The sequence below is a fragment of the Bacillus sp. NS1 genome, assembly GCF_058248265.1.
The window spans coordinates 1-19,991 of the sequence record NZ_JBZAZF010000004.1 but is presented as its reverse complement, the minus strand read 5'-3'; the positions used below and the strand labels follow the sequence as shown (position 1 = coordinate 19,991).

22 protein-coding genes and 1 rRNA gene are annotated in these 19,991 nt (G+C 43.1%); 17 read left to right on the top strand and 6 right to left on the bottom strand.

The genetic code is table 11. From position 1 onward, the window contains the following. The first annotated feature begins 97 nt into the window (after positions 1–97). Positions 98–1,291, top strand: a complete 1,194-nt coding sequence (locus AC4CV5_RS15815) for an MFS transporter (protein WP_019713683.1) — start codon at positions 98–100, stop codon at positions 1,289–1,291. Between the two features lie 34 nt (positions 1,292–1,325). Here the strand turns inward: AC4CV5_RS15815 and AC4CV5_RS15810 are convergent, their stop codons facing one another. After that, a complete protein-coding gene (locus AC4CV5_RS15810) occupies positions 1,326–1,478 on the bottom strand; it encodes a small, acid-soluble spore protein K (protein ID WP_010333452.1) in 153 nt (50 codons plus the stop codon). Positions 1,479–1,602: 124 nt separating this feature from the next. Here AC4CV5_RS15810 and AC4CV5_RS15805 point away from each other — a divergent pair, with 124 nt between their 5' ends. The 6 genes from AC4CV5_RS15805 (at position 1,603) to AC4CV5_RS15780 (ending at position 7,671) form a co-directional block, all read left to right on the top strand. After that, on the top strand, positions 1,603–1,872 hold the full coding sequence (locus AC4CV5_RS15805; protein WP_490923208.1) for a YfhJ family protein: 270 nt from the start codon (positions 1,603–1,605) through the stop codon (positions 1,870–1,872). 144 nt (positions 1,873–2,016) lie between these two features. Next, on the top strand, positions 2,017–2,538 hold the full coding sequence (locus tag AC4CV5_RS15800) for an SH3 domain-containing protein (RefSeq protein ID WP_166853855.1): 522 nt from the start codon (positions 2,017–2,019) through the stop codon (positions 2,536–2,538). 81 nt (positions 2,539–2,619) lie between these two features. After that, positions 2,620–2,952: an SdpI family protein gene (locus AC4CV5_RS15795; RefSeq protein ID WP_166853854.1), complete on the top strand. Its 333-nt coding sequence runs from the start codon at positions 2,620–2,622 to the stop codon at positions 2,950–2,952. Continuing rightward, complete coding sequence (locus AC4CV5_RS15790; RefSeq protein WP_326222853.1) at positions 2,939–3,799, top strand: alpha/beta fold hydrolase; 861 nt, start codon at positions 2,939–2,941, stop codon at positions 3,797–3,799. The genes AC4CV5_RS15795 and AC4CV5_RS15790 overlap by 14 nt, the downstream gene beginning before the upstream one ends. Before the next feature lie 229 nt (positions 3,800–4,028). Further along, positions 4,029–5,018, top strand: coding sequence for a glycosyltransferase family 2 protein (locus AC4CV5_RS15785; RefSeq protein WP_019713688.1), 990 nt, complete (start codon positions 4,029–4,031; stop codon positions 5,016–5,018). Positions 5,019–5,088: 70 nt separating this feature from the next. Further along, on the top strand, positions 5,089–7,671 hold the full coding sequence (locus AC4CV5_RS15780) for a YfhO family protein (protein WP_490923206.1): 2,583 nt from the start codon (positions 5,089–5,091) through the stop codon (positions 7,669–7,671). Here AC4CV5_RS15780 and AC4CV5_RS15775 read toward each other — a convergent pair. After that, positions 7,668–8,651, bottom strand: coding sequence for a metal-dependent hydrolase (locus tag AC4CV5_RS15775; protein WP_019713690.1), 984 nt, complete (start codon positions 8,649–8,651; stop codon positions 7,668–7,670). The genes AC4CV5_RS15780 and AC4CV5_RS15775 overlap by 4 nt on opposite strands. 216 nt (positions 8,652–8,867) lie before the next feature. Here AC4CV5_RS15775 and mutY point away from each other — a divergent pair, with 216 nt between their 5' ends. Next, entirely contained in the window at positions 8,868–9,977 is a 1,110-nt protein-coding gene (gene mutY, locus AC4CV5_RS15770; RefSeq protein ID WP_490923205.1) for an A/G-specific adenine glycosylase, read from the top strand. A gap of 6 nt (positions 9,978–9,983) precedes the next feature. Here the strand turns inward: mutY and AC4CV5_RS15765 are convergent, their stop codons facing one another. Next, positions 9,984–10,208 carry a mother cell protein YfhS gene (locus AC4CV5_RS15765; RefSeq protein WP_162102901.1) on the bottom strand — a complete coding sequence of 75 codons (225 nt, stop codon included), beginning with the start codon at positions 10,206–10,208 and terminating at the stop codon, positions 9,984–9,986. A gap of 82 nt (positions 10,209–10,290) precedes the next feature. Here AC4CV5_RS15765 and fabL point away from each other — a divergent pair, with 82 nt between their 5' ends. The 5 genes from fabL to AC4CV5_RS15740 all read left to right on the top strand — a co-directional run bounded on the left by fabL (position 10,291) and on the right by AC4CV5_RS15740 (position 14,302). Beyond that, entirely contained in the window at positions 10,291–11,043 is a 753-nt protein-coding gene (gene fabL, locus AC4CV5_RS15760; protein ID WP_019713692.1) for an enoyl-[acyl-carrier-protein] reductase FabL, read from the top strand. A gap of 68 nt (positions 11,044–11,111) precedes the next feature. Next, a complete protein-coding gene (sspE, locus tag AC4CV5_RS15755; protein WP_019713693.1) occupies positions 11,112–11,369 on the top strand; it encodes a gamma type acid-soluble spore protein SspE in 258 nt (85 codons plus the stop codon). A 172-nt stretch (positions 11,370–11,541) separates the two neighbouring features. After that, positions 11,542–11,802, top strand: a complete 261-nt coding sequence (locus tag AC4CV5_RS15750; protein ID WP_014113115.1) for a YgaB family protein — start codon at positions 11,542–11,544, stop codon at positions 11,800–11,802. A gap of 143 nt (positions 11,803–11,945) precedes the next feature. After that, entirely contained in the window at positions 11,946–12,476 is a 531-nt protein-coding gene (gene ntdP, locus AC4CV5_RS15745) for a nucleoside tri-diphosphate phosphatase (RefSeq protein ID WP_003239685.1), read from the top strand. A gap of 83 nt (positions 12,477–12,559) precedes the next feature. Further along, a complete protein-coding gene (locus AC4CV5_RS15740) occupies positions 12,560–14,302 on the top strand; it encodes an ABC transporter ATP-binding protein (RefSeq protein ID WP_019713695.1) in 1,743 nt (580 codons plus the stop codon). Between the two features lie 74 nt (positions 14,303–14,376). Here the strand turns inward: AC4CV5_RS15740 and AC4CV5_RS15735 are convergent, their stop codons facing one another. Both AC4CV5_RS15735 and AC4CV5_RS15730 read right to left on the bottom strand, forming a co-directional pair. Beyond that, positions 14,377–15,438 carry an aromatic acid exporter family protein gene (locus tag AC4CV5_RS15735; RefSeq protein ID WP_014113117.1) on the bottom strand — a complete coding sequence of 354 codons (1,062 nt, stop codon included), beginning with the start codon at positions 15,436–15,438 and terminating at the stop codon, positions 14,377–14,379. Positions 15,439–15,656: 218 nt separating this feature from the next. Next, complete coding sequence (locus AC4CV5_RS15730; RefSeq protein ID WP_019713696.1) at positions 15,657–16,946, bottom strand: glutamate-1-semialdehyde 2,1-aminomutase; 1,290 nt, start codon at positions 16,944–16,946, stop codon at positions 15,657–15,659. A gap of 153 nt (positions 16,947–17,099) precedes the next feature. On the opposite strand from AC4CV5_RS15730, the gene bcp reads away from it, so the two are divergent. Both bcp and perR read left to right on the top strand, forming a co-directional pair. Further along, positions 17,100–17,573, top strand: a complete 474-nt coding sequence (bcp, locus tag AC4CV5_RS15725; protein ID WP_019713697.1) for a thioredoxin-dependent thiol peroxidase — start codon at positions 17,100–17,102, stop codon at positions 17,571–17,573. 132 nt (positions 17,574–17,705) lie between these two features. Then, positions 17,706–18,143 (top strand): peroxide-responsive transcriptional repressor PerR, encoded by a 438-nt coding sequence (perR, locus tag AC4CV5_RS15720; protein ID WP_003223285.1) that lies wholly within the window; start codon positions 17,706–17,708, stop codon positions 18,141–18,143. A 34-nt stretch (positions 18,144–18,177) separates the two neighbouring features. On the opposite strand, the gene AC4CV5_RS15715 is transcribed toward perR, so the two are convergent. Then, on the bottom strand, positions 18,178–18,531 hold the full coding sequence (locus tag AC4CV5_RS15715) for a YgzB family protein (RefSeq protein WP_019713698.1): 354 nt from the start codon (positions 18,529–18,531) through the stop codon (positions 18,178–18,180). Positions 18,532–18,738: 207 nt separating this feature from the next. Between AC4CV5_RS15715 and AC4CV5_RS15710 the strand changes: the two genes are divergently transcribed. Together AC4CV5_RS15710 and AC4CV5_RS15705 are read left to right on the top strand one after the other, a co-directional pair. Continuing rightward, positions 18,739–19,623: a nucleotidyltransferase-like protein gene (locus AC4CV5_RS15710; RefSeq protein ID WP_326222858.1), complete on the top strand. Its 885-nt coding sequence runs from the start codon at positions 18,739–18,741 to the stop codon at positions 19,621–19,623. A gap of 292 nt (positions 19,624–19,915) precedes the next feature. After that, a 16S ribosomal RNA gene (locus AC4CV5_RS15705) occupies positions 19,916–19,991 on the top strand; the annotation flags it as partial.

The following is a 19,991-nucleotide window of genomic DNA, read 5'->3' as shown; positions in this document are numbered from 1 at the left end:
ATTTACACGGAATCTTAAAGAAAAAATCATTGAATTCACTTCAAAAATCTTTTAAGATGAAACTCGTTGTTTTTTAAAATCAAAGGAGGCGATGACGTTGAGTATCAAAAACCCCTCTGTAAAATTTATTATATTTGTTCTTATGATTTGTACATTCTCAATCGGATATACAGAATACGCAGTGATGGGTATTTTGACGTCGATTGCCAATGACTTTCATATACAAGTTTCATCTGCGGGGCTTCTTGTCACGGCCTATGCGGCAAGCGTCTGTTTAACTGGACCAATCGTCACCATCATTTCCGTCAAGCTTCCGAGAAAGCCTGTGCTGCTTGGGTTGATGGCGATTTTTATCCTTTCTAACCTGATGAGCGCGCTGGCACCGAATTTTGCGGTATTAGCTGTCTCTAGAATTTTATCTGCATCCATTCACGGCGCTTTCTTCGCGATCGCCATGGTATTTGCCAGTGAAATGGTTCCACCAGAGAAACGAGCGGCTGCGGCTGCGTCTATGAACGGCGGACTGACAGTGGCTCTAATGCTCGGTGTTCCGTTCGGCTCCTTTCTCGGAGATGTCCTAAATTGGAGAGTCGTTTTTTCCATCATTACGGCACTTGGAGTTATCGGATTCTTAGGTCTCATGGCTGCTGTGCCGAACAGAAAACCAAAAGTCATCCCAATGCTCATGAATGAGTGGGGAGTATTTAAACACAAACAAGTGTTATATTCCTTTGCGATTACGATTTTAGGCTATTCCGGAGTCTTTATCGCCTACACCTTTATCGAACCGATTTTGAGACATTCAGCCGGATTCGGCACGGTCGGCATTACTGGCGCTCTCTTTGCGTATGGTTTGGGAGGCGTTGCAGGGAATTTCTTTGCGGGAAAAGTGCCACTTCCTTTGCTGACTCGGACGATGATTGGCGTGATGATCAGTTTGATCGGTGTGCTGGCCGTCTTTCCTTACATCTCCATTTACCCGGCTGCAGCCATTGTTGCAACGTTTTTATTTGGGGCATGCGCATTCGGCACGCCGCCTTTACTGCAAACGAAGGTCATTTCCTCATCTGAGAGCGGTACAACCATTGCCGCTGCTGTCAGTGTGTCGGCGTTTAACCTAGCTAATGCGCTCGGTGCGTGGATCGGCGGAATGATTTTAAGCGGCACAGGCTCTTATTCCTGGCTGTTCGCAGGCGGAGCGCTTATGACCGCATGCGGACTCGTGCTTTCTACCTTCGCACATTTGTCAGAAAAGAAAAGCGTCTATGAGTATCAAGTCAATAAAGGGTAAAAAAAACAGCTGCAGCGCATGCAGCTGTTCTTCTTTACCGTTTGCCGGAGGCTCTCATTTTTTCTTGAGGATGTTGATTGATTGATCCGTCAGGACGCTTTGAAGCATAGTCGTCCTTTGCTCTCGGTTCACCCTGAAATTTATTTTCGTTTTCGTAAGGAAATCCTTTTTCTTTATTCCGGACCATGTCATTTCCCCCTAGGTTCGAGATCAAAAAGTTGCGTCTTTCCAGATGAAGACGTAAGGTTAGTATATGGAGAACAGCACGTTTTAAAGCGTCATTTTTTTCCTGGAGAAAGGAGACTGCACATATGGATACGTATATTGAGAAACTGACAAATCTGCTTCTGGAAAAGAACGATATGATTAGCTATATACAGGCAAAAACATGGGTGGAATTGTTATGGAGCGATTTCGAAGCAACCTATGCAAAAGCCGGACACGCCTATCAGGGTGAAAAAATGACAGAGAAAATCGTCACACAATGGATCGAAAACTATGGCGGCCAGCTCCACCTTTTTCAAAGTTCCCGTGACGACGTAAATGATCACTTAAACCAAAGCAGAGGCCTCTCGCATTAAAAAAAACCTGCCCTATCATCCGGCAGGTTTTTTTCATTTCTTAAAATTACCTTAACAGGCAAAAAAATAAACAAAACGTGTTTCACCCGCTGGTCAATCAGGGAATACCACTTATATCTTGTCAAATGCGAGGAGGAGCTTTATATGAAAAAGAAACAAGTAATGCTCGCTTTAACAGCTGCCGCAGGACTGAGTATGACAGCACTTTATTCCGCTCCCGCAGCAAAAGCTGCGCCCCTTCACGACATATCTGTCAGCATGCCATCATCCGATTCTTACATCATAAAAGCAGGAAAGCTGAATGTCCGGACTGAGCCAAATCATAAAGGTAAAATTCTTGGCACTATATCATCAGAGCAAAAAGTCACAGTCAATGGTTTCGCAAATGCCGATTGGGCTCAAATTCAATTCAAAGGAAAAAAAGCATATATATCAACACACTTCTTAATGAAAACCGCAAGCCAAGCGAAAACAGTGAAACAGACAGCCTTCTATGCACCGACACCAGAAAACGGGAAAGCAAAACAGCTCTCATCCGGAACAGAGGTGACATTACTCGGATGGGGATTCAGTGAAAACGGCGGATTTGACTTCACATGGGCGTTCGTTGATTATGGCGGAGTTAAGGGCTATATTCAGACAAAGGACTTACAATACGATAAATAAGGCAGGCTGAGGCTTGTCTTTTTGCCTTTGTATGAAACATTTCTTCTTTCTGCACGTAACAATGAGAAAGGAGATGATGATATGGCTGGTTTAGTCGGTGGAGGGCTTATGATCATTGCGGGTATACTGATCAAACTATTTCCTCCCAAATCCATCAACAGTGTGTACGGATACAGAACGAGACGCTCAATGTCAGGTCAAAGATTATGGGATGAAGCGAACCGTTACAGTGCATCATTGATGCTCCTGTCAGGCTTGGTGATTGCAGGAATGGGTTTGCTCCTGAGATCAAACTTGATCATTCTTCAGCTTATCCTGCTGTTTGCCGCCTGTGTCATTACGTTTATGCTTACGGAGAAAAGGCTGAAAAACATGACGTACAGTCAAGGAGGAGATATAAGTGGACGGAGTTAAATGCCAGTTTGTCAAAACAAACGGAATCACGCTCCACGTTGCGGCCGCAGGGCCGGAGGACGGCCCGTTAATTGTCCTGCTCCATGGATTTCCAGAGTTTTGGTACGGCTGGAAAAATCAAATTAGACCGCTTGTCGATGCAGGTTACCGGGTCATTGCTCCCGATCAGCGGGGTTACAATCTTAGTGACAAACCGGACGGAATTGATTCATATCGGATTGATACATTAAGAGATGATATCATCGGGCTTATTTCCCAATTCACAGATGAAAAAGCGATTGTCATCGGGCATGACTGGGGAGGAGCTGTCGCATGGCATTTGGCTTCCACGCGCCAGGAATATCTGGAAAAGCTGATTGCCATCAACATCCCGCACCCGCACGTCATGAAAAAAGTAACGCCGATTTATCCGCCACAATGGCTGAAAAGCTCTTATATCGCCTTCTTCCAGCTGCCCGACATACCGGAGGAATCACTAAAGGAAAATAATTATGAAACATTAGACAAAGCGATTGGATTATCGACCCGTCCTGAGCTTTTTACGTCTGAGGATGTCAGCAAGTACAAAGAAGCGTGGAAACAGCCCGGTGCGCTGACAGCTATGCTGAACTGGTACAGAGCCCTCAGAAAAGGAAGCCTTTCAGAGAAAACTGCTTACGAAACAGCACCTTACCGGATGATCTGGGGAATGGAGGACCGCTTTTTGAGCAGAAAGCTTGCGAAAGAAACGGAAAGTCATTGCCCGAATGGACATCTCATTTTTGTTGATGATGCTTCCCATTGGATTAACCACGAAAAACCAGCTATCGTCAATCAGCTTATTCTGGAATATCTTAAAAAACAATAAGTCGAATTTCTCTCGTCCGTCTGTCATAATGGCAGACTTTTTCTGTGCGTTTTTTTCATAGTCTGTTTTAAACATGACAAAATAACATTAAAAAAATGATGAATGTCACCATAAAATGTAACAAAAAACAGGTTTAAACGACTTTAAAAAAAGGAATAGCCTTACTGAAGATTTGTCTACAACTCCCCCTAAGGCAATACTTAAATAGAATAAAAAAGAAGGTGCCTTAATGAAGCAAGGATTAATCTCGATTATTATCCCGTCTTACAATGAAGGGTATAATGTCAAACTCATTCATGAATCTTTGAAAAAGGAATTCAAAACCATTCATTATGACTATGAAATTTTCTTCATAAACGACGGAAGTGTTGATGACACGCTTCAGCAGATCAAAGACTTGGCAGCCGTATGCAGCAGGGTAAAATACATATCTTTTTCTCGAAACTTCGGAAAAGAAGCCGCAATTCTGGCGGGCTTTGAGCATGTTCAAGGCGAGGCGGTTATTGTAATGGACGCTGATCTGCAGCATCCGGCCTATTTGCTGAAGGAATTTATCAAAGGCTATGAAGAAGGCTATGATCAAGTCATTGCCCAAAGGAACAGAAAAGGGGACAGCCCTGTGCGCTCACTCCTGTCATCTCTTTATTACAAGTTCATCAATAAAGCGGTGGAAGTTGATTTGCGTGACGGTGTCGGGGACTTTCGGCTGTTAAGCCGCCAAGCTGTGAACGCTCTTTTGAAGCTGAGTGAAGGCAACCGCTTCTCCAAAGGTCTGTTTTGCTGGATCGGCTTCGATCAGAAAATTGTGTTTTATGAAAATGTCGAACGAAAAAACGGTACATCCAAATGGTCGTTCAGCAGTCTGTTTAATTACGGAATGGACGGCGTTGTTTCATTTAACCATAAGCCGCTGAGAATATGCTTTTATACCGGCATTTTCATCTTACTTCTTTCCATCATTTATATCATTGCCACATTCGTTAACATTCTGACTAACGGCATTTCTGTACCCGGGTATTTCACAATTATCTCAGCAGTGTTATTTCTTGGCGGGGTACAGCTGTTAAGTCTCGGAGTCATAGGCGAATATATCGGCCGTATCTATTATGAAACAAAAAAACGCCCGCATTATTTGATTAAAGAAGCGAATATCCCAAACAAAGACCTGCCTGAAACGAACGAATTGAAAAGCATGCGGCGTCTGACAAAAATGCACTGAATATCCAAGCGCCGTTGGCAGTGCTTTTTTTGCGTGTCTACTATCTTAAAAGCAAGACTGGAGAATTCATATGAAAAGAAAATATGTCATGATCTATGCGGCCAGTCTGCTGGTTTCCGTTCTGGCACACGCTTTTTTTGTGAAAGAATGGGCGGACGGCAGATATATGACAGGTCCGGGTGACGGGCTTGCGCAAATGATCGTATTTAAAAAATTATTATTTGACCAATATACACACGGGAATTTTTTCTACAATTATTCATTCGGACTCGGCGGCGGTACGTTCAGTCAGCTCGGCTATTATTTTTCTGCTTCCTTTCTTTTTCTTGCGGTATCCGCAGCTGTCTTGCTTCTTCAGGCCGTCCAGCTGATCGGAGAAGCGGATACGTTTTTTTGGGCGGAGTCAGCAGTTTTTGTCAGTATTTTCAAACTGAGTCTAATCATTTTTACAGCCGCTTCTGTTTTTCACTATCTTCTCAAACACAGAGCGGCGTCGTTTACGGGGGCCGTATTATACGGTGCCTCAATCATTTATTTCCGCCACGAAGCGTATTGGGAATTCTTTACCGATACAATGATTTGGCTTCCGCTGCTTGTGCTCGGGGCAGAAAAAATCATGAGAGAGCGGCGCCCGGCATGGTTTATCATTGCCTGCTCGCTGACGTTAATCAACAATTTTTACTTTACATACATAAACCTTATATTCATTGGGATCTACGTGCTGTTCAGATGGCTGATCCGACTGGAAAAGCATGAAGAGAAAAGATGGATTCAATGCAGACTGTTTTTGGTGTCAGGCCTCATTTCTTTTGGCATCAGTGCGGCGGCTTTTGTGCCGGTAGTATACGGTTATTTAAACAACCTGCGCCCTCCGTACAGCCAGAAAATAGAGTGGCTTAATTTTGATGATAATATCTTATTTTCGAGCCGGATCATCATTGTGCCGGCCGCCTTTCTGCTGTTTTTATTTCTTGTTTCTTTTTACAAAAAACGCGTGTTTCGTCTCTTTGCCGGATTGAGCCTGCTGTTTATTCTTTTTCATTTCAGTCCGTGTGCGGCAAGCGTATTTAACGGCTTTTCCGCCCCGCAAAACCGGTTTGAATATGTTCTGGCGTTTACCATTGCAGGAGCAGCTGCGGCGGGCCTGTCACAGCTGTCTGAATTGAAATGGAAAGAACTGCTCCCGGCTATAGCTGTTGTCCTGCTTCTTTACTGGTATCATATCCAAAGGTATGAACTGGATATATGGAAGCCTGCGAATGAAAGCATTCTATTGCTCTTATTCCTGACAATAGCAGCCTTGTTTGCTGCAGCTTTTGCGAAAAAAAGGGCAAAGATGGCTGTGTACGGTGTGATCATTCTTTCTTCGCTGTTTGTCGCCAACACCTATCAAAAATATGCACTCTCAGAAGGCGGCGGACTGGACAGTGTGACAAAAGAATATCTCACGGGTGAGGAATACAAAGGGCAAGAATCATCTGAGCTCATCGGGCGTTTACAGAAGGAAGACGATGATCCGCTCATGAGAGTCGATTGGATGAACGGGGTCCGCAATAATACGCCAATTATTTACGGGTTTAATGGATTCAGCGCCTACTCCAGCATTTTAAACAAGCATCTGCTGACCTTCTATTGGAATGATTTGAGCATTGATATGGGCAGGGAAAGCGTCAGCCGTTATGCGTCATTGGGAGACAGGGCAAATTTATACAGCCTGCTTTACGGCAAATATTATATGACGGAAAAAACAAACGAAGCCAGCGTCCCGTACGGCTTCAAAAAGCACTTGGAATCAGAGCATTATGCGGTATATGAAAATCAATACATGCTTCCTTTCGTCAAAACAGCCGATGCCATATACAGCGAAAGCGAGCTGGACAAATTGCCCGCTCTTGCGAAAGAACAGGCAATGCTGAAAGGAATTGTAGTAGCAGATCCAGCAGGGAAAACGGAGCAGACACCAAAACTGGCGAATCTCATTCCTAAGTCGGACATCACTGCAAAATATGCACAGTATCAAAATGGACTGCTTACTGTGACTGGAGAAAACGGAGGAGAACTGATCATCACCCCGAAACAGACGTCATCCGCTCCAGGAGACTACTATGTCAGCTTTTATTTAAAAAGCAAAGCAAAAGACAAAGGATTTACATTAAGAGTCAATGATTATGTCACAACAAGGAAATCGAACCAATCGATTTATAAAACCGGAGTAGATGATATCACGGTCAGAGTGCCTAAATCAGGCCATATTTCAATCAAGCTACCGAAAGGAACGTATGAGCTTAAAAATATAGCGCTCTATGAAGAAAATTACCAAACACTGAAGAGCGCTGTGCTGCAAAACAAAACAGATAAAGCAAACAATCTGAAATGGGATAAAAACAAGCTGACGTTTGCATATCATCTGTCAAAAGACAAGTACATCATGCTCCCGATCCCCTATGAAAAAGGCTGGGAGCTGAAGATCAACGGGAAACCACAGACGATTGATAAAGTGGATTATGCTTTCATAGGCTTTAAGGCGCAAAAGGGAGACAATCACATTGAGCTGACCTACTATCCGCCATATTTTAAAATATCGGTTCTTATATCTCTCGTCAGTCTGCTGCTTGCTGTTTTATATATAAGACGAAAAAAAGCCCGGTTCTAAATAGAGCCGAGCTTTAATTTTTTCTGAAGTTTTTCTTCGCTGAATATCCATCCTGTATAAGATGAGCGAATCGTGAGGTCGTGACCGATATGAACGATGGCCACAAACGGATAATGGCCTTTGCTCCGATAACGCAGGTCAATAAACCTCACCTCGTAGTGATCTTTAAACGTATCGACTTCCCATCGGTAAACCGGAGAAAATGACAGAAACGCCGCAATGTTATCATCCTGCTTTGCCGCATGCATCACTTCGGTTTCAGGAACAGGCACCCGATTAAACGTATCCAGAATCACTACATGCCCTTCCATGCTTCTTCCTACATAGAAAGCATGGGCTGTTGTCACTGCGATCCGCCATTGCCTGAATTTCATCGTCGGAGAAATAATAATGCTTTCGATATCGTCATGAATCATCTCATGAAGCTTCCGTTTAATTCTCAGCTGCATGATCAGACGCACCAAATAATAGCCTGCCAATATGATATATAAGCTGAGAAATGTAATGCCGGGACTGCCGCCCGCATACCAAATCGCGATAGCCGCCAGATGGCTGATAAAAATAAACGGATCAAACGTATTAATCAGGCCCAGCGCAACCCATTTTTTCGAAAACGGACGTATCGCTTGTGTTCCGTACGCGTTGAAAATATCAACAAAGACATGTAGAACGACTGCCAGCAGCGTCCACAGCCACAGGTGCAGAAAATCGGCCTGCGGATAAAACAAATACAGAATCGCCGGAATAATTACAGACCAAAACAAAACGGCGGGAATTGAATGGGTGAATCCTCTGTGATTTCTTATATAAACAGCATTATTTTTAAGCTTTAACACAGTATCAATATCCGGAGCCTGAGAGCCCGCAAGCGTTGCAATCATAACAGCATGAGCCATTGCCGGATCTGATCCGACAACAGGATCAAGCGTCGCAATACCGCCAAGTGCGATGCCCATCACGACATGTGTGCCCGTATCCATAGGTGACCTCCTTGCAGAATCGTCCTGCACATTCACTTTTGTAAGATATTCCCCATTTTCATATACCCAATTTCTAACCTGATTCAATCATTCTCATATGTTTCCGCTTTTTCTTTACTTCTATTTAATGTAACATATTATCGTACTGTGCCCTTAGTGTACAACAAAAAACAGTCTAAAGAAAAGCGGGGCGCGAAAGACTGGGGAGAAACACATATGAACGTACTTGAAGACAAATTAAAACAAAAAGACATACAGCGATTTCGCGATGATTTAATTTCATGGTTCGAACGAGAGCAGCGTGTTCTGCCGTGGAGAGAGGACCAAGATCCATATAAAGTGTGGGTATCTGAAGTGATGCTGCAGCAAACGAGAGTAGAGACAGTGATTCCCTACTTTCTCCGGTTTGTGGAACAATTCCCGACAGTGGAAGCGCTCGCTGATGCTGATGAAGAAAAAGTGCTGAAAGCATGGGAAGGGCTCGGCTATTATTCGCGAGTCAGAAATCTGCAAAGCGCGGTAAAAGAAGTGAAACAGGAGTACGGGGGGATTGTTCCTCCAGACGAGAAAGATTTTGGCGGCTTAAAAGGCGTCGGCCCTTATACAAAGGGAGCGGTGCTCAGCATCGCCTATAATAAGCCGATTCCCGCGGTTGACGGAAATGTGATGCGTGTCATGTCCAGAATTCTTTCCATTTGGGATGATATCGCCAAACCAAAAACAAGAACGATCTTTGAAGACGCAATCCGTGCATTTATTTCTAAAGAAAAACCATCGGAATTCAATCAAGGCCTGATGGAGCTCGGAGCCTTGATCTGTACGCCAAAGTCACCTTCATGCCTGCTATGCCCGGTTCAGAAGCATTGCTCAGCATTTGAAGAAGGAACTGAACGGGAGCTTCCGGTAAAAAGCAAAAAGAAAAAGCCCGGGATTAAAACAATGGCCGCGATCGTACTGACTGATGAAGACGGACAAGTGTATATACACAAAAGGCCGTCAAAAGGTTTGCTCGCCAACCTGTGGGAATTCCCTAATCTTGAAACACAAAAAGGGATCAAAACCGAGCGTGAACAGCTCACTGCATTTTTAGAAAACGAATATGGGATACAAGCTGATATCAGTGACCTGCAGGGTGTGGTCGAGCACGTTTTCACCCACCTGGTATGGAATATTTCTGTGTTTTTCGGTAAAGTAAAACAAGTGTCGGATACCTCAGAGCTGAAAAAAGTAACGAAGGAAGAACTCGAACAATTTGCGTTTCCGGTGTCACATCAAAAAATCTGGAAGATGGCAGAGGAAGCAGCCGCATCCCCGGCTGCTCCGTAAACATTGTTAATCGTAAGAGACGCGCGTGCCGTGGGTGTAGTCCGCTTCATTGCGCTTCATTCCGCCGCGCGCTTCAATTTCTTGCGTTAATTCCCGGTATTTTGATTGGCCTTCCTCGTTCAAATAAGGCATAATTTGCTGAAAGGCATGATGAAAATAGGCGAGTTCGCTGTTTTTCCAATCTTCTTTGGAAACCATGTTCAATTCGCTCATATCACGTCCGACATACATAAACAGAAGACCCCCTTTTAAGTTCTTGCCATTATTGTTTGTGGAAATAAAAGAACTATACGCTACAAGGAGATGAGGAAAAATGGAACAAAATAAATGCGCTCTCGTAACAGGAAGCAGCCGCGGTGTCGGAAAAGCGGCCGCATTCAGACTTGCTGAGAAAGGCTATAACATTGTCATTAACTATGCACGCAGCAAAAAAGCCGCTTTGGAAACCGCGGAAGAAATCGAAAAACTTGGCGTCAAAGTGCTTGTCGTAAAAGCAAACGTAGGACAGCCGGCAAAAATCAAAGAAATGTTTCAGCAAATTGATGAAACATTCGGCAGACTTGATGTTTTTGTCAATAATGCCGCTTCAGGCGTTCTGAGACCTGTCATGGAACTAGAAGAAACACACTGGGACTGGACGATGAACATTAATGCGAAAGCATTGCTTTTCTGTGCCCAGGAAGCGGCCAAGCTAATGGAAAAGAACGGGGGCGGGCATATCGTCAGCATCAGTTCATTAGGTTCGATCCGCTACCTTGAAAACTACACGACAGTTGGCGTATCAAAAGCGGCGTTAGAAGCTTTAACCCGTTATCTTGCGGTTGAGCTTTCGCCAAAACAAATTATCGTCAATGCCGTATCAGGCGGAGCGATTGACACAGATGCGCTCAAACATTTCCCGAACAGAGAGGATTTGCTTGAGGATGCGCGTCAAAACACGCCGGCGGGACGCATGGTTGAAATTAAAGACATGGTTGATACTGTCGAATTTCTAGTATCTTCCAAGGCTGACATGATCCGTGGACAGACAATTATCGTTGACGGCGGACGCTCACTGCTCGTTTAAAAATTTTTAAAAAAGAGGAATAGCTATACGATCACCTGCACATTCTAATGACCGTGGAGGTGATAACAATGGCTAACTCAAATCAATTCAGCAAAACAAACGCACAACAAGTTAGAAAACAAAACCAACAATCAGCTGCTGGTCAAGGTCAATTCGGCACTGAATTTGCTAGCGAAACAAACGCTCAGCAAGTCAGAAAACAAAACCAGCAATCAGCTGCTGGCCAACAAGGTCAATTCGGCACTGAATTCGCTAGTGAAACTAACGTACAGCAGGTAAGACAGCAAAACCAATCTGCTGAACAAAACAAACAACAAAACAGCTAATCACTGAAACAGAAAAAAGCACTTCATCTTCGGATGGAAGTGCTTTTTTTCTGTTTGTATACGACAAAACTTGTGAAAGGTCTACAGAATGAGTCAAAGGGTTTGCTTTAATGGGATCGAAATGATTAAAGGAGGAAACGTTTATACTTTCACCAGGCTGAAGGAGGAACCGATGACAGAATTTGAAAAGCTGGTAAGCGAACAAATGAAAACGATGGATAAGCTTCTCGATCTCCAATCAGAGCTCGACCGCTGCAAACAAATTGAAGCAGAACTCCGGCATTTGGAAAGGGATGCAAGGCTGCGCGGCATTCAGGATGAAATTGCGGTAAAACGGAAACATCTAGCCGATATACAGGATATGTTTCAAAAGCAGACAGAGCAAGTGATTCGTTCTTATCGCAGCTCAGAAAAGCCGTCTTCCTTTGTGTAGAGCAGGAATGTGCCATTCCCCGGCCGGAATGGCTCTTTTATTTTCATTTTTCAATTTGTAACGTTATAATAGGTAAAAGACGTTGTCGGTAAGCAAATTTGGACATACTAACTGTAGGGCTTTATAGAAAGTAGGGGAGAAATATGGGCTATCCCAAGGAAGGAGAAACCATTCAAATTCACAGCTATAAGCATAACGGGCTGATTCACAGAATTTGGAATGAGACAACAATCTTAAAAAGTACAGAAATGTGTGTCATCGGAGCCAATGACCGGACGATGGTAACCGAATCAGACGGCCGGACATGGATAACCAGAGAGCCCGCAATCTGTTATTTTCACGCAAGACAATGGTTTAATGTCATCGGGATGCTGAGGGAAGACGGGGTCCATTACTATTGCAACATCAGTTCTCCGTTTGCCTATGATGGCGAAGCAATTAAATATATTGATTATGACCTAGATGTTAAGGTTTTTCCTGACATGACCTACAATATTCTCGATGAAGACGAATATGATGATCATCGGAAATCCATGAATTATCCAAAAGAAATCGACAGTATTTTAAGAGACTACTTAAACACGCTGCTCCATTGGATTCACCAGCGCCAGGGACCGTTTGCGCCCGAGTTTGTCGATATGTGGTATGAACGGTATTTGCGCTATACAAAATAATAGTTACGTAAAAACCTGTTGCGGGGTACAACAGGTTTTTCACATGGGCTCACACACATCATGATATGAGAGGGGGAATCAACGTGGGGGTTATGAAACGCTACATGCAATTCGTCAAACCTTATAAGAAGCAAATTTTCGTTACGGTGTTAATCGGGATCGTAAAATTCTCCATTCCGCTTGCTCTCCCATTGCTTCTGAAGTACGTCGTTGACGACATTATTCAAGGAGGCGGCACGGCTAGTGACAAAACAACGTCACTGTTCACCATTATGGCGATCATGTTCGCCTTGTTTTTAATTTTGCGGCCGCCTGTTGAATACTATAGGCAATATTTTGCCCAGTGGACAGCCAGCAAGGTGCTGTACGATATAAGAGCCAAGCTGTTTGACCATATACAGAAACTGAGCCTTCGTTTTTATGCGAATACAAGAACAGGGGAAGTCATTTCCCGAGTGATTAATGATGTGGAACAAACAAAGGATTTTGTCATCACAGGCCTGATGAATATTTGGCTTGATATGCTGACGATTTTGATTGTGATCTCTATCATGCTGACACTGGACATAAAATTAACGCTGATCTCTATCATTTTATTCCCATTATACGGCATATCAGTGAAGTATTTTTACGGTCGATTAAGAAAGCTGACAAGGGAGCGTTCGCAGGCGCTCGCTCAAGTGCAGGGACATTTGCACGAGCGCATTCAAGGCATGCCAGTCATCAGAAGCTTTGCGATAGAAGATCATGAACAGGATAATTTTAATGAGAAAAACAGCCATTTCTTAGATAAAGCCATCAGCCACACGAATTGGAATGCCAAAACCTTTGCGGTCGTCAATACCATTACAGATTTGGCGCCGCTTATCGTCATTGCGTGCGCCGGCTATTTTGTCATTAATGGACCGCTGACAGTCGGAACAATGGTCGCGTTTGTCGGATATATTGACAGAATGTACAATCCTGTGAGAAGGCTGATTAATTCCTCTACAACATTGACACAGTCAATCGCATCAATGGACAGGGTGTTTGAATTTATTGACGAGCCATATGAACTCACTGACAAACCAAATGCCATTAAGGCTGACCAGATCCGCGGAGAAGTGGAATTTCAAAACGTATCGTTTCAATATGAAAAGGAAAAAGAAAATATTCTCCATGATGTCTCTTTAAAAATAAATAGAGGAGAAACCGTAGCCCTTGTCGGCATGAGTGGAGGAGGTAAATCAACACTCGTCAGCCTGATCCCGAGATTTTATGATGTGACAAGCGGCAGACTGCTGATTGACGGGACGGATATTCGCGATTATGAGGCGAGAAGCCTTCGAAACCAGGTTGGCATGGTGCTTCAGGATACCTTTTTATTCAGTGAAACGATTCGGGAAAATATCGCAATCGGCAAACCTGAGGCCACGCTTGAAGAGATTATTGAAGCCGCCAAAGCTGCCAATGCTCATGAATTTATTATGAGTTTTCCAGAAGGGTATGAGACCCGGGTGGGAGAAAGAGGCGTTAAGCTGTCAGGCGGACAAAAGCAGCGGATATCAATCGCGCGGGTATTTTTGAAAAATCCGCCGCTCCTCATTTTAGATGAAGCGACATCAGCTCTTGATCTGGAAAGTGAGCATTACATTCAAGAAGCGATGGACAAACTGGCGAAGGACAGAACAACTTTTGTTGTCGCCCACCGTTTATCGACGATCACACATGCGGATAAGATTGTTGTCATGGAAAACGGCACGATCATCGAAATCGGCACCCATGATGAACTCATGGACTATGATAGTCAATACAAGCACTTATTTACCATTCAAAATTTAAGCTGAACATCAATCTTATATCCTTTTAACGAAGGATATAAGATTTTTTTGTATATAAAAAACCCGGCTGTTCAACCGGGTTACTCTTCTGTTTCTATTTCGCAGTCTTTCGGATGATACGTTTGAAAACTTGTGATGAGTGTTTCTAAATGTTCAAGCTGCTCGCGATATTCTACGGCACTTGCCATAATATTTAGCATGTTGTAATCAATAAGCTCATCATCCGTGTTTTGCTGATTTTTTAAAAATGACTTTGTTAACAGCTGCTTATATCGAATGCCTTCTTCATCCGCGTCATCATGTGGCTTGATTTTGCCCACAAACCTCATCAAAATCAGTTCATGCCAGTAAAGCAGGTAATCAAGCTCTTCAGTCAGTGTTTCCTGAAACTCTTCCGGCATATGATAGATCTCGTTTTCCAAACGATGCAGTTTCTTCAATGTATCAAGCGCCCGATTTGCAGTAATAATGGCCTGTCTGAACAAGACAAGCTTTCTTGATTTTACATAAGTTGTTTTCTTAAAGTAGCTTCTTTCTTCTTTATATAGAAGATATGTCTGATCAAGCTTGATCATTTTTTCTTTCAGTTTTTCAATATCCTCTTTCAAAATCGAATGCTCTGTTGACTGCCGCATGGACAGTCTGATCCACTTCATAATTTCTTCGGTGTTTTCGACAGTATTATGAATCAGCTTTGTTTCGTACTTAGGAGGCAAAAACACAAGGTTGACGATAAAGGAAGAAAGAACCCCTAAGATAACTGTGCTTGTTCTGATCAGCGCGAACATTAAAAAGTCGTCACCGGCGGATTCTAAAATCGCAATAACTGTTACTAGAGCAATCGAAATTGTATGTTCAATTTTAAGTTTCAGCATGATTGTAATGACAATAACTGCTGTTAACCCGATCATAATCGGGCTGGGTCCGAAAATAAGGCCGAACACTGTGGCGATCACAGCCCCGATGATATTTGCCTGAACCTGGTCAATAATAATGAGAAAAGAGCGGTAAATCGACGGCTGGATCGCAAATATCGCTGCAATCCCAGCAAAAATCGGCGCGGGTAGCCCGATCCACGAAGCCAAATAAAGGGCAAGTGTAATCGCAATCCCGGTTTTGAAAATGCGGGCACCAAGTTTCATTAGTTTGTGCGTGCATTCCTTTCTATAGTAAATTGTGTGACATAGCAAATGGCTAATCCTTAAAATTCCCGGTAAGTTTATTTGCTAAACAATTAAGTAATATACAGGGATCAACACAAATATTCAAGCTATTTTTCTAGAAAAAGACCAAAATCTTACACACTGTTTGAATCCATAAAAAAACAGGAGCTCAATGCTCCTGTCCAAGTTGTCTGATTCTAGTTTTTAAGGTGACTAAAAGCATCCTCGACCGCTGCAAGCGTGTCTTTAATATCCTGCTCTGTATGTGCTGTTGTAATAAACCAGGCTTCATATTTAGAAGGTGCTAAATTAATTCCGCGTTCCAGCATCAGCTTGAAAAACTTAGCGAATGTTTCTCCGTCACTGCGTTCAGCCTGCTCGTAATTTTCGACTTTCTCATCAGAGAAATAAACCGTGAGTGCGCCTTTTAACCGGTTGACAGTAATCGTGATGCCGTGTGTTTCTGCATGCTGTAAAATGCCTTCCTCCAGCATAGCGCCAAGGTGATCAAGCTTTTCATACACGCCTTCCTCTTTGAGCACTTCCAGACAAGCGATGCCTGATAGGATGGAAGCGGGATTACCCGCCATTGTTCCAGCCTGATAAGCCGGCCCAAGCGGAGCTACCTGCTCCATGATCTCTTTTTTACCGCCATAGGCGCCAATTGGAAGTCCGCCGCCGATAATTTTACCGAGCGCTGTTAAATCCGGTTTCACCTGTAATAGATCTTGCGCGCCGCCATACATAAAGCGGAAAGCCGTAATGACTTCATCGTAAATAACGAGAGCGCCCGCATTGTGTGTCAGTTCATTTACTTTTTCTAAGAAGCCCTCTTTCGGCTCAACAATTCCGAAGTTGCCGACAATCGGCTCAACAAGAACCGCCGCGATTTCACTTCCCCATTTATCAAGGGCCGCTTTATAGCTTTCGATATCATTAAATGGAACTGTGATCACTTCGTTTGCGATGCTTTTTGGTACGCCGGCTGAGTCTGGTGTGCCGAGAGTAGATGGACCGGAACCGGCAGCGACAAGCACAAGATCCGAATGTCCGTGATAACAGCCTGCAAATTTAATGATTTTTGTCCGGCCTGTATATGCGCGTGCCACGCGGATAGTCGTCATAACAGCTTCTGTTCCCGAATTGACGAATCTTACTTTGTCCATAGCAGGAATGGCTTCTTTGAGCATCTTTGCAAATGTAACCTCATGTTTTGTCGGTGTTCCATACAATACACCATTCTCTGCCGCTTTTTTAATCGCTTCTGTAATATGCGGGTGGGCATGTCCGGTAATGATCGGACCGTACGCCGCTAAATAATCGATGTATTTGTTGCCGTCCACATCCCAAAAATAAGCGCCGTTTGCTTTTTCCATTGCAACGGGAGAACCGCCGCCGACTGCTTTATATGATCTAGACGGGCTGTTTACACCGCCGACAATGTGCTCTAATGCCTCATTGTGAAGTTCAATTGATTTTGTATGCAAGAATAAAAACCTCCTATATCTCCATGCGTCCTTTCTATTGTAGCATGCTTCCGAACAAGAACAATGGATTCGGGCTTAAGATGCAAGGGACGACGGTTGTAATCTGGACAAGAATTGGATACGCTTAATAAAAAAACATCCGGAGGTAACGCAATGACTATAGAAATCGGACAAAAAGCACCTGATCTTGAGTTGAAAGGCGATCATGGGGAGACAGTAAAATTATCAGATTATAGAGGGAAGTATATCGTGCTTTACTTCTATCCAAAAGACATGACACCGGGATGCACAACTGAAGCATGCGATTTTCGGGACAGCCACGAAAGCTTCGCTGAACTGGATGCCGTTATTATCGGCGTCAGCCCGGACAGTCAAGAAAAACACGGAAAATTTAAAGAGAAGCATAACCTTCCTTTTCTGCTTCTTGTTGATGACGAACATAAGCTGGCGGAAGCGTTTGACGTATGGAAGCTGAAGAAAAACTTCGGGAAAGAATATATGGGAATTGAGCGCTCCACTTTTTTAATTGACAAAGAAGGCCGGCTCGTTAAAGAATGGAGAAAGGTAAAAGTGAAGGACCATGTAGCCGAAGCGCTTCAAACCCTCAAAGATATGTCGGAAAAGTAATTTCGTCTATCAGCTTCAAATGGCATGCTTGCTTTTACCCTGATATCAATTGACAAATTATCGTGAAAAGAGTTACACTAATTATAAACATTACAATGTAAGAATTTTTTTTAGAAGAGAGGTGCATGACGGATGGCTGCACATGAACTAAAAGAAGCCTTAGAAACGTTGAAGGAAACCGGAGTTCGCATTACTCCTCAACGTCATGCGATTCTGGAATATCTCGTTAACTCTATGGCTCATCCAACAGCGGACGATATATATAAAGCTCTGGAGGGGAAATTTCCTAACATGAGCGTAGCGACGGTATATAACAATTTGCGTGTGTTCCGGGAATCCGGTTTGGTAAAAGAGCTCACATACGGTGATGCTTCCAGCAGATTCGATTTTGTCACATCCGATCACTATCACGCGATTTGTGAAAACTGCGGTAAAATTGTGGACTTCCACTACCCGGGCCTTGACGAAGTGGAGCAGCTCGCTGCCCATGTCACGGGCTTTAAAGTTAGCCACCACCGTTTAGAAATTTACGGCGTTTGCCAAGAGTGTTCGAAAAAAGAAAACCATTAAAAATAAGCTGACCGCACGAAACGGTCAGCTTATTTTATTTGTGCATTTTCTTTTTATTATAAGACTCATCAAATTCTTTTCCTTCTAATCCCTTATCTAAAGTCAGCGGCTCTCTGCAATGCATGCACATATCGACTCTTCCCAAAACCTTTGTCTCTTTTTCACAGGCCGGACATATGACACGAACTGCTTTGGTCGAAAGCATTCCGATCCAAAAGTAAACAACCGTGCTGAGACCGATGGATAAAAGCCCGAGTATCATAAACAAACTAGATAGCAAAACTGACTCTTTGAAAAAGATCCCGATGTACATAATGATAAATCCAACGAAAACCAAACTTAACGCGAATGTTCTGATTTTATTAATTTTGCTGGAGTATTTCGCCATGTCCATCCCCCTCTGGTTTAACTATAGCACAAACCTGATGGGATTTTCTTCATGTTTTCGGTTGAACTGGAATTTACATATGGAGACTTACTGTGAAATTGTTTATAATAGTTCAATGTGTTTAGAAAAAAGGAATTTCGTTTTAACCATAGAATTGAATCAAATAGAGAATAAAAAATTTTGAACAATTGCATTGGAGGAATAGTGATGGATAATCTTCTCCGTCCAATTTACCAAGAAAGAGCAAGTCACCCCAACACATTGGCTGTCATTATGATTGAGAGAAGAAACAAAACATCTTCCTTAACAGACAACTTTGATGCCGCTTTGCTGGTGATTGTAAAGGAGGCTGAAGAGCCTGTTTTTATAAAGCATTATGAATTTGATCAAAAAACAGCTTCTTTGCATGTGGTAACAGATTCTCAGATTCAAGAATGGATTTTGCTCGGGACAAATAGGAGAATCATAGATTGGATTGTAAATGGCAGAGTCTTATTTGATCGTAACGAATACATTGTCGAGCTGATTGACAGGCTGAATACATTTCCGTTTGCCGAACGCAAACTGAAGATCGGACTCGAATACGGCAAATTAATCAGAAGATATGTTGAAGGCAAAGCTTTTTTTGAAGCCAATCAATTTTTAGATGCCTACAACGCGGTTGTTCATGCGTTGCACCATTTAGCGCGTATTGAAGTAATCGACAGAGGATTCCACCCGGAAACCACGGTATGGAGCCAAGTGCGTCAGATGGAGCCTCAAGTGTACAAATTATATTCTGAGTTGATTGACAGTCACGAGAGCTTGGAAAAAAGACTCGAATTATTATTCTTAGCAAATGATTTTCTCATCCATTCCAAAGCTGAGATCGGTTCGGCTCATCTTTTTGAAGTGATGAAAGAAAAAGACATATGGCAATTCGGTGAGCTTCTTCAGCATCCTGAGTTAAAGCACTTTACCCAAGATCTTGGCGTTATGCTTGATTACCTGACGGACAAGGGGCTTATCAACGTCTGCAAGATAGAAACGAAAGGACAGGCTGTTTATCACCGAGGATATTCTTTTAAAAAAGATGTTGACTCTGATTCTTGACCATGTTATATTATTAAACGTCGCTGATGCGCTTCTGAAAAAACAGGCTCACAGCGGCGGAGAAATAAAATAAAAAAACATTTGACAAAAGAAAGTCGAAATGTTATATTAATAAAGTCGCTTCGACAAGAAGTGAGAATGATCTTTGAAAACTAAACAAGACAAAACGTACCTGTTAATTCATTTTTATAAAATCGCACAGCGATGTGCGTAGTCAGTCAAACTAGGACCTGCAGGATGCAGGTCACACAGGAGTCGCCGCAGGATGCGGTGAACTTAACCTGTGATCCATTTATCGGAGAGTTTGATCCTGGCTCAGGACGAACGCTGGCGGCGTGCCTAATACATGCAAGTCGAGCGGACAGATG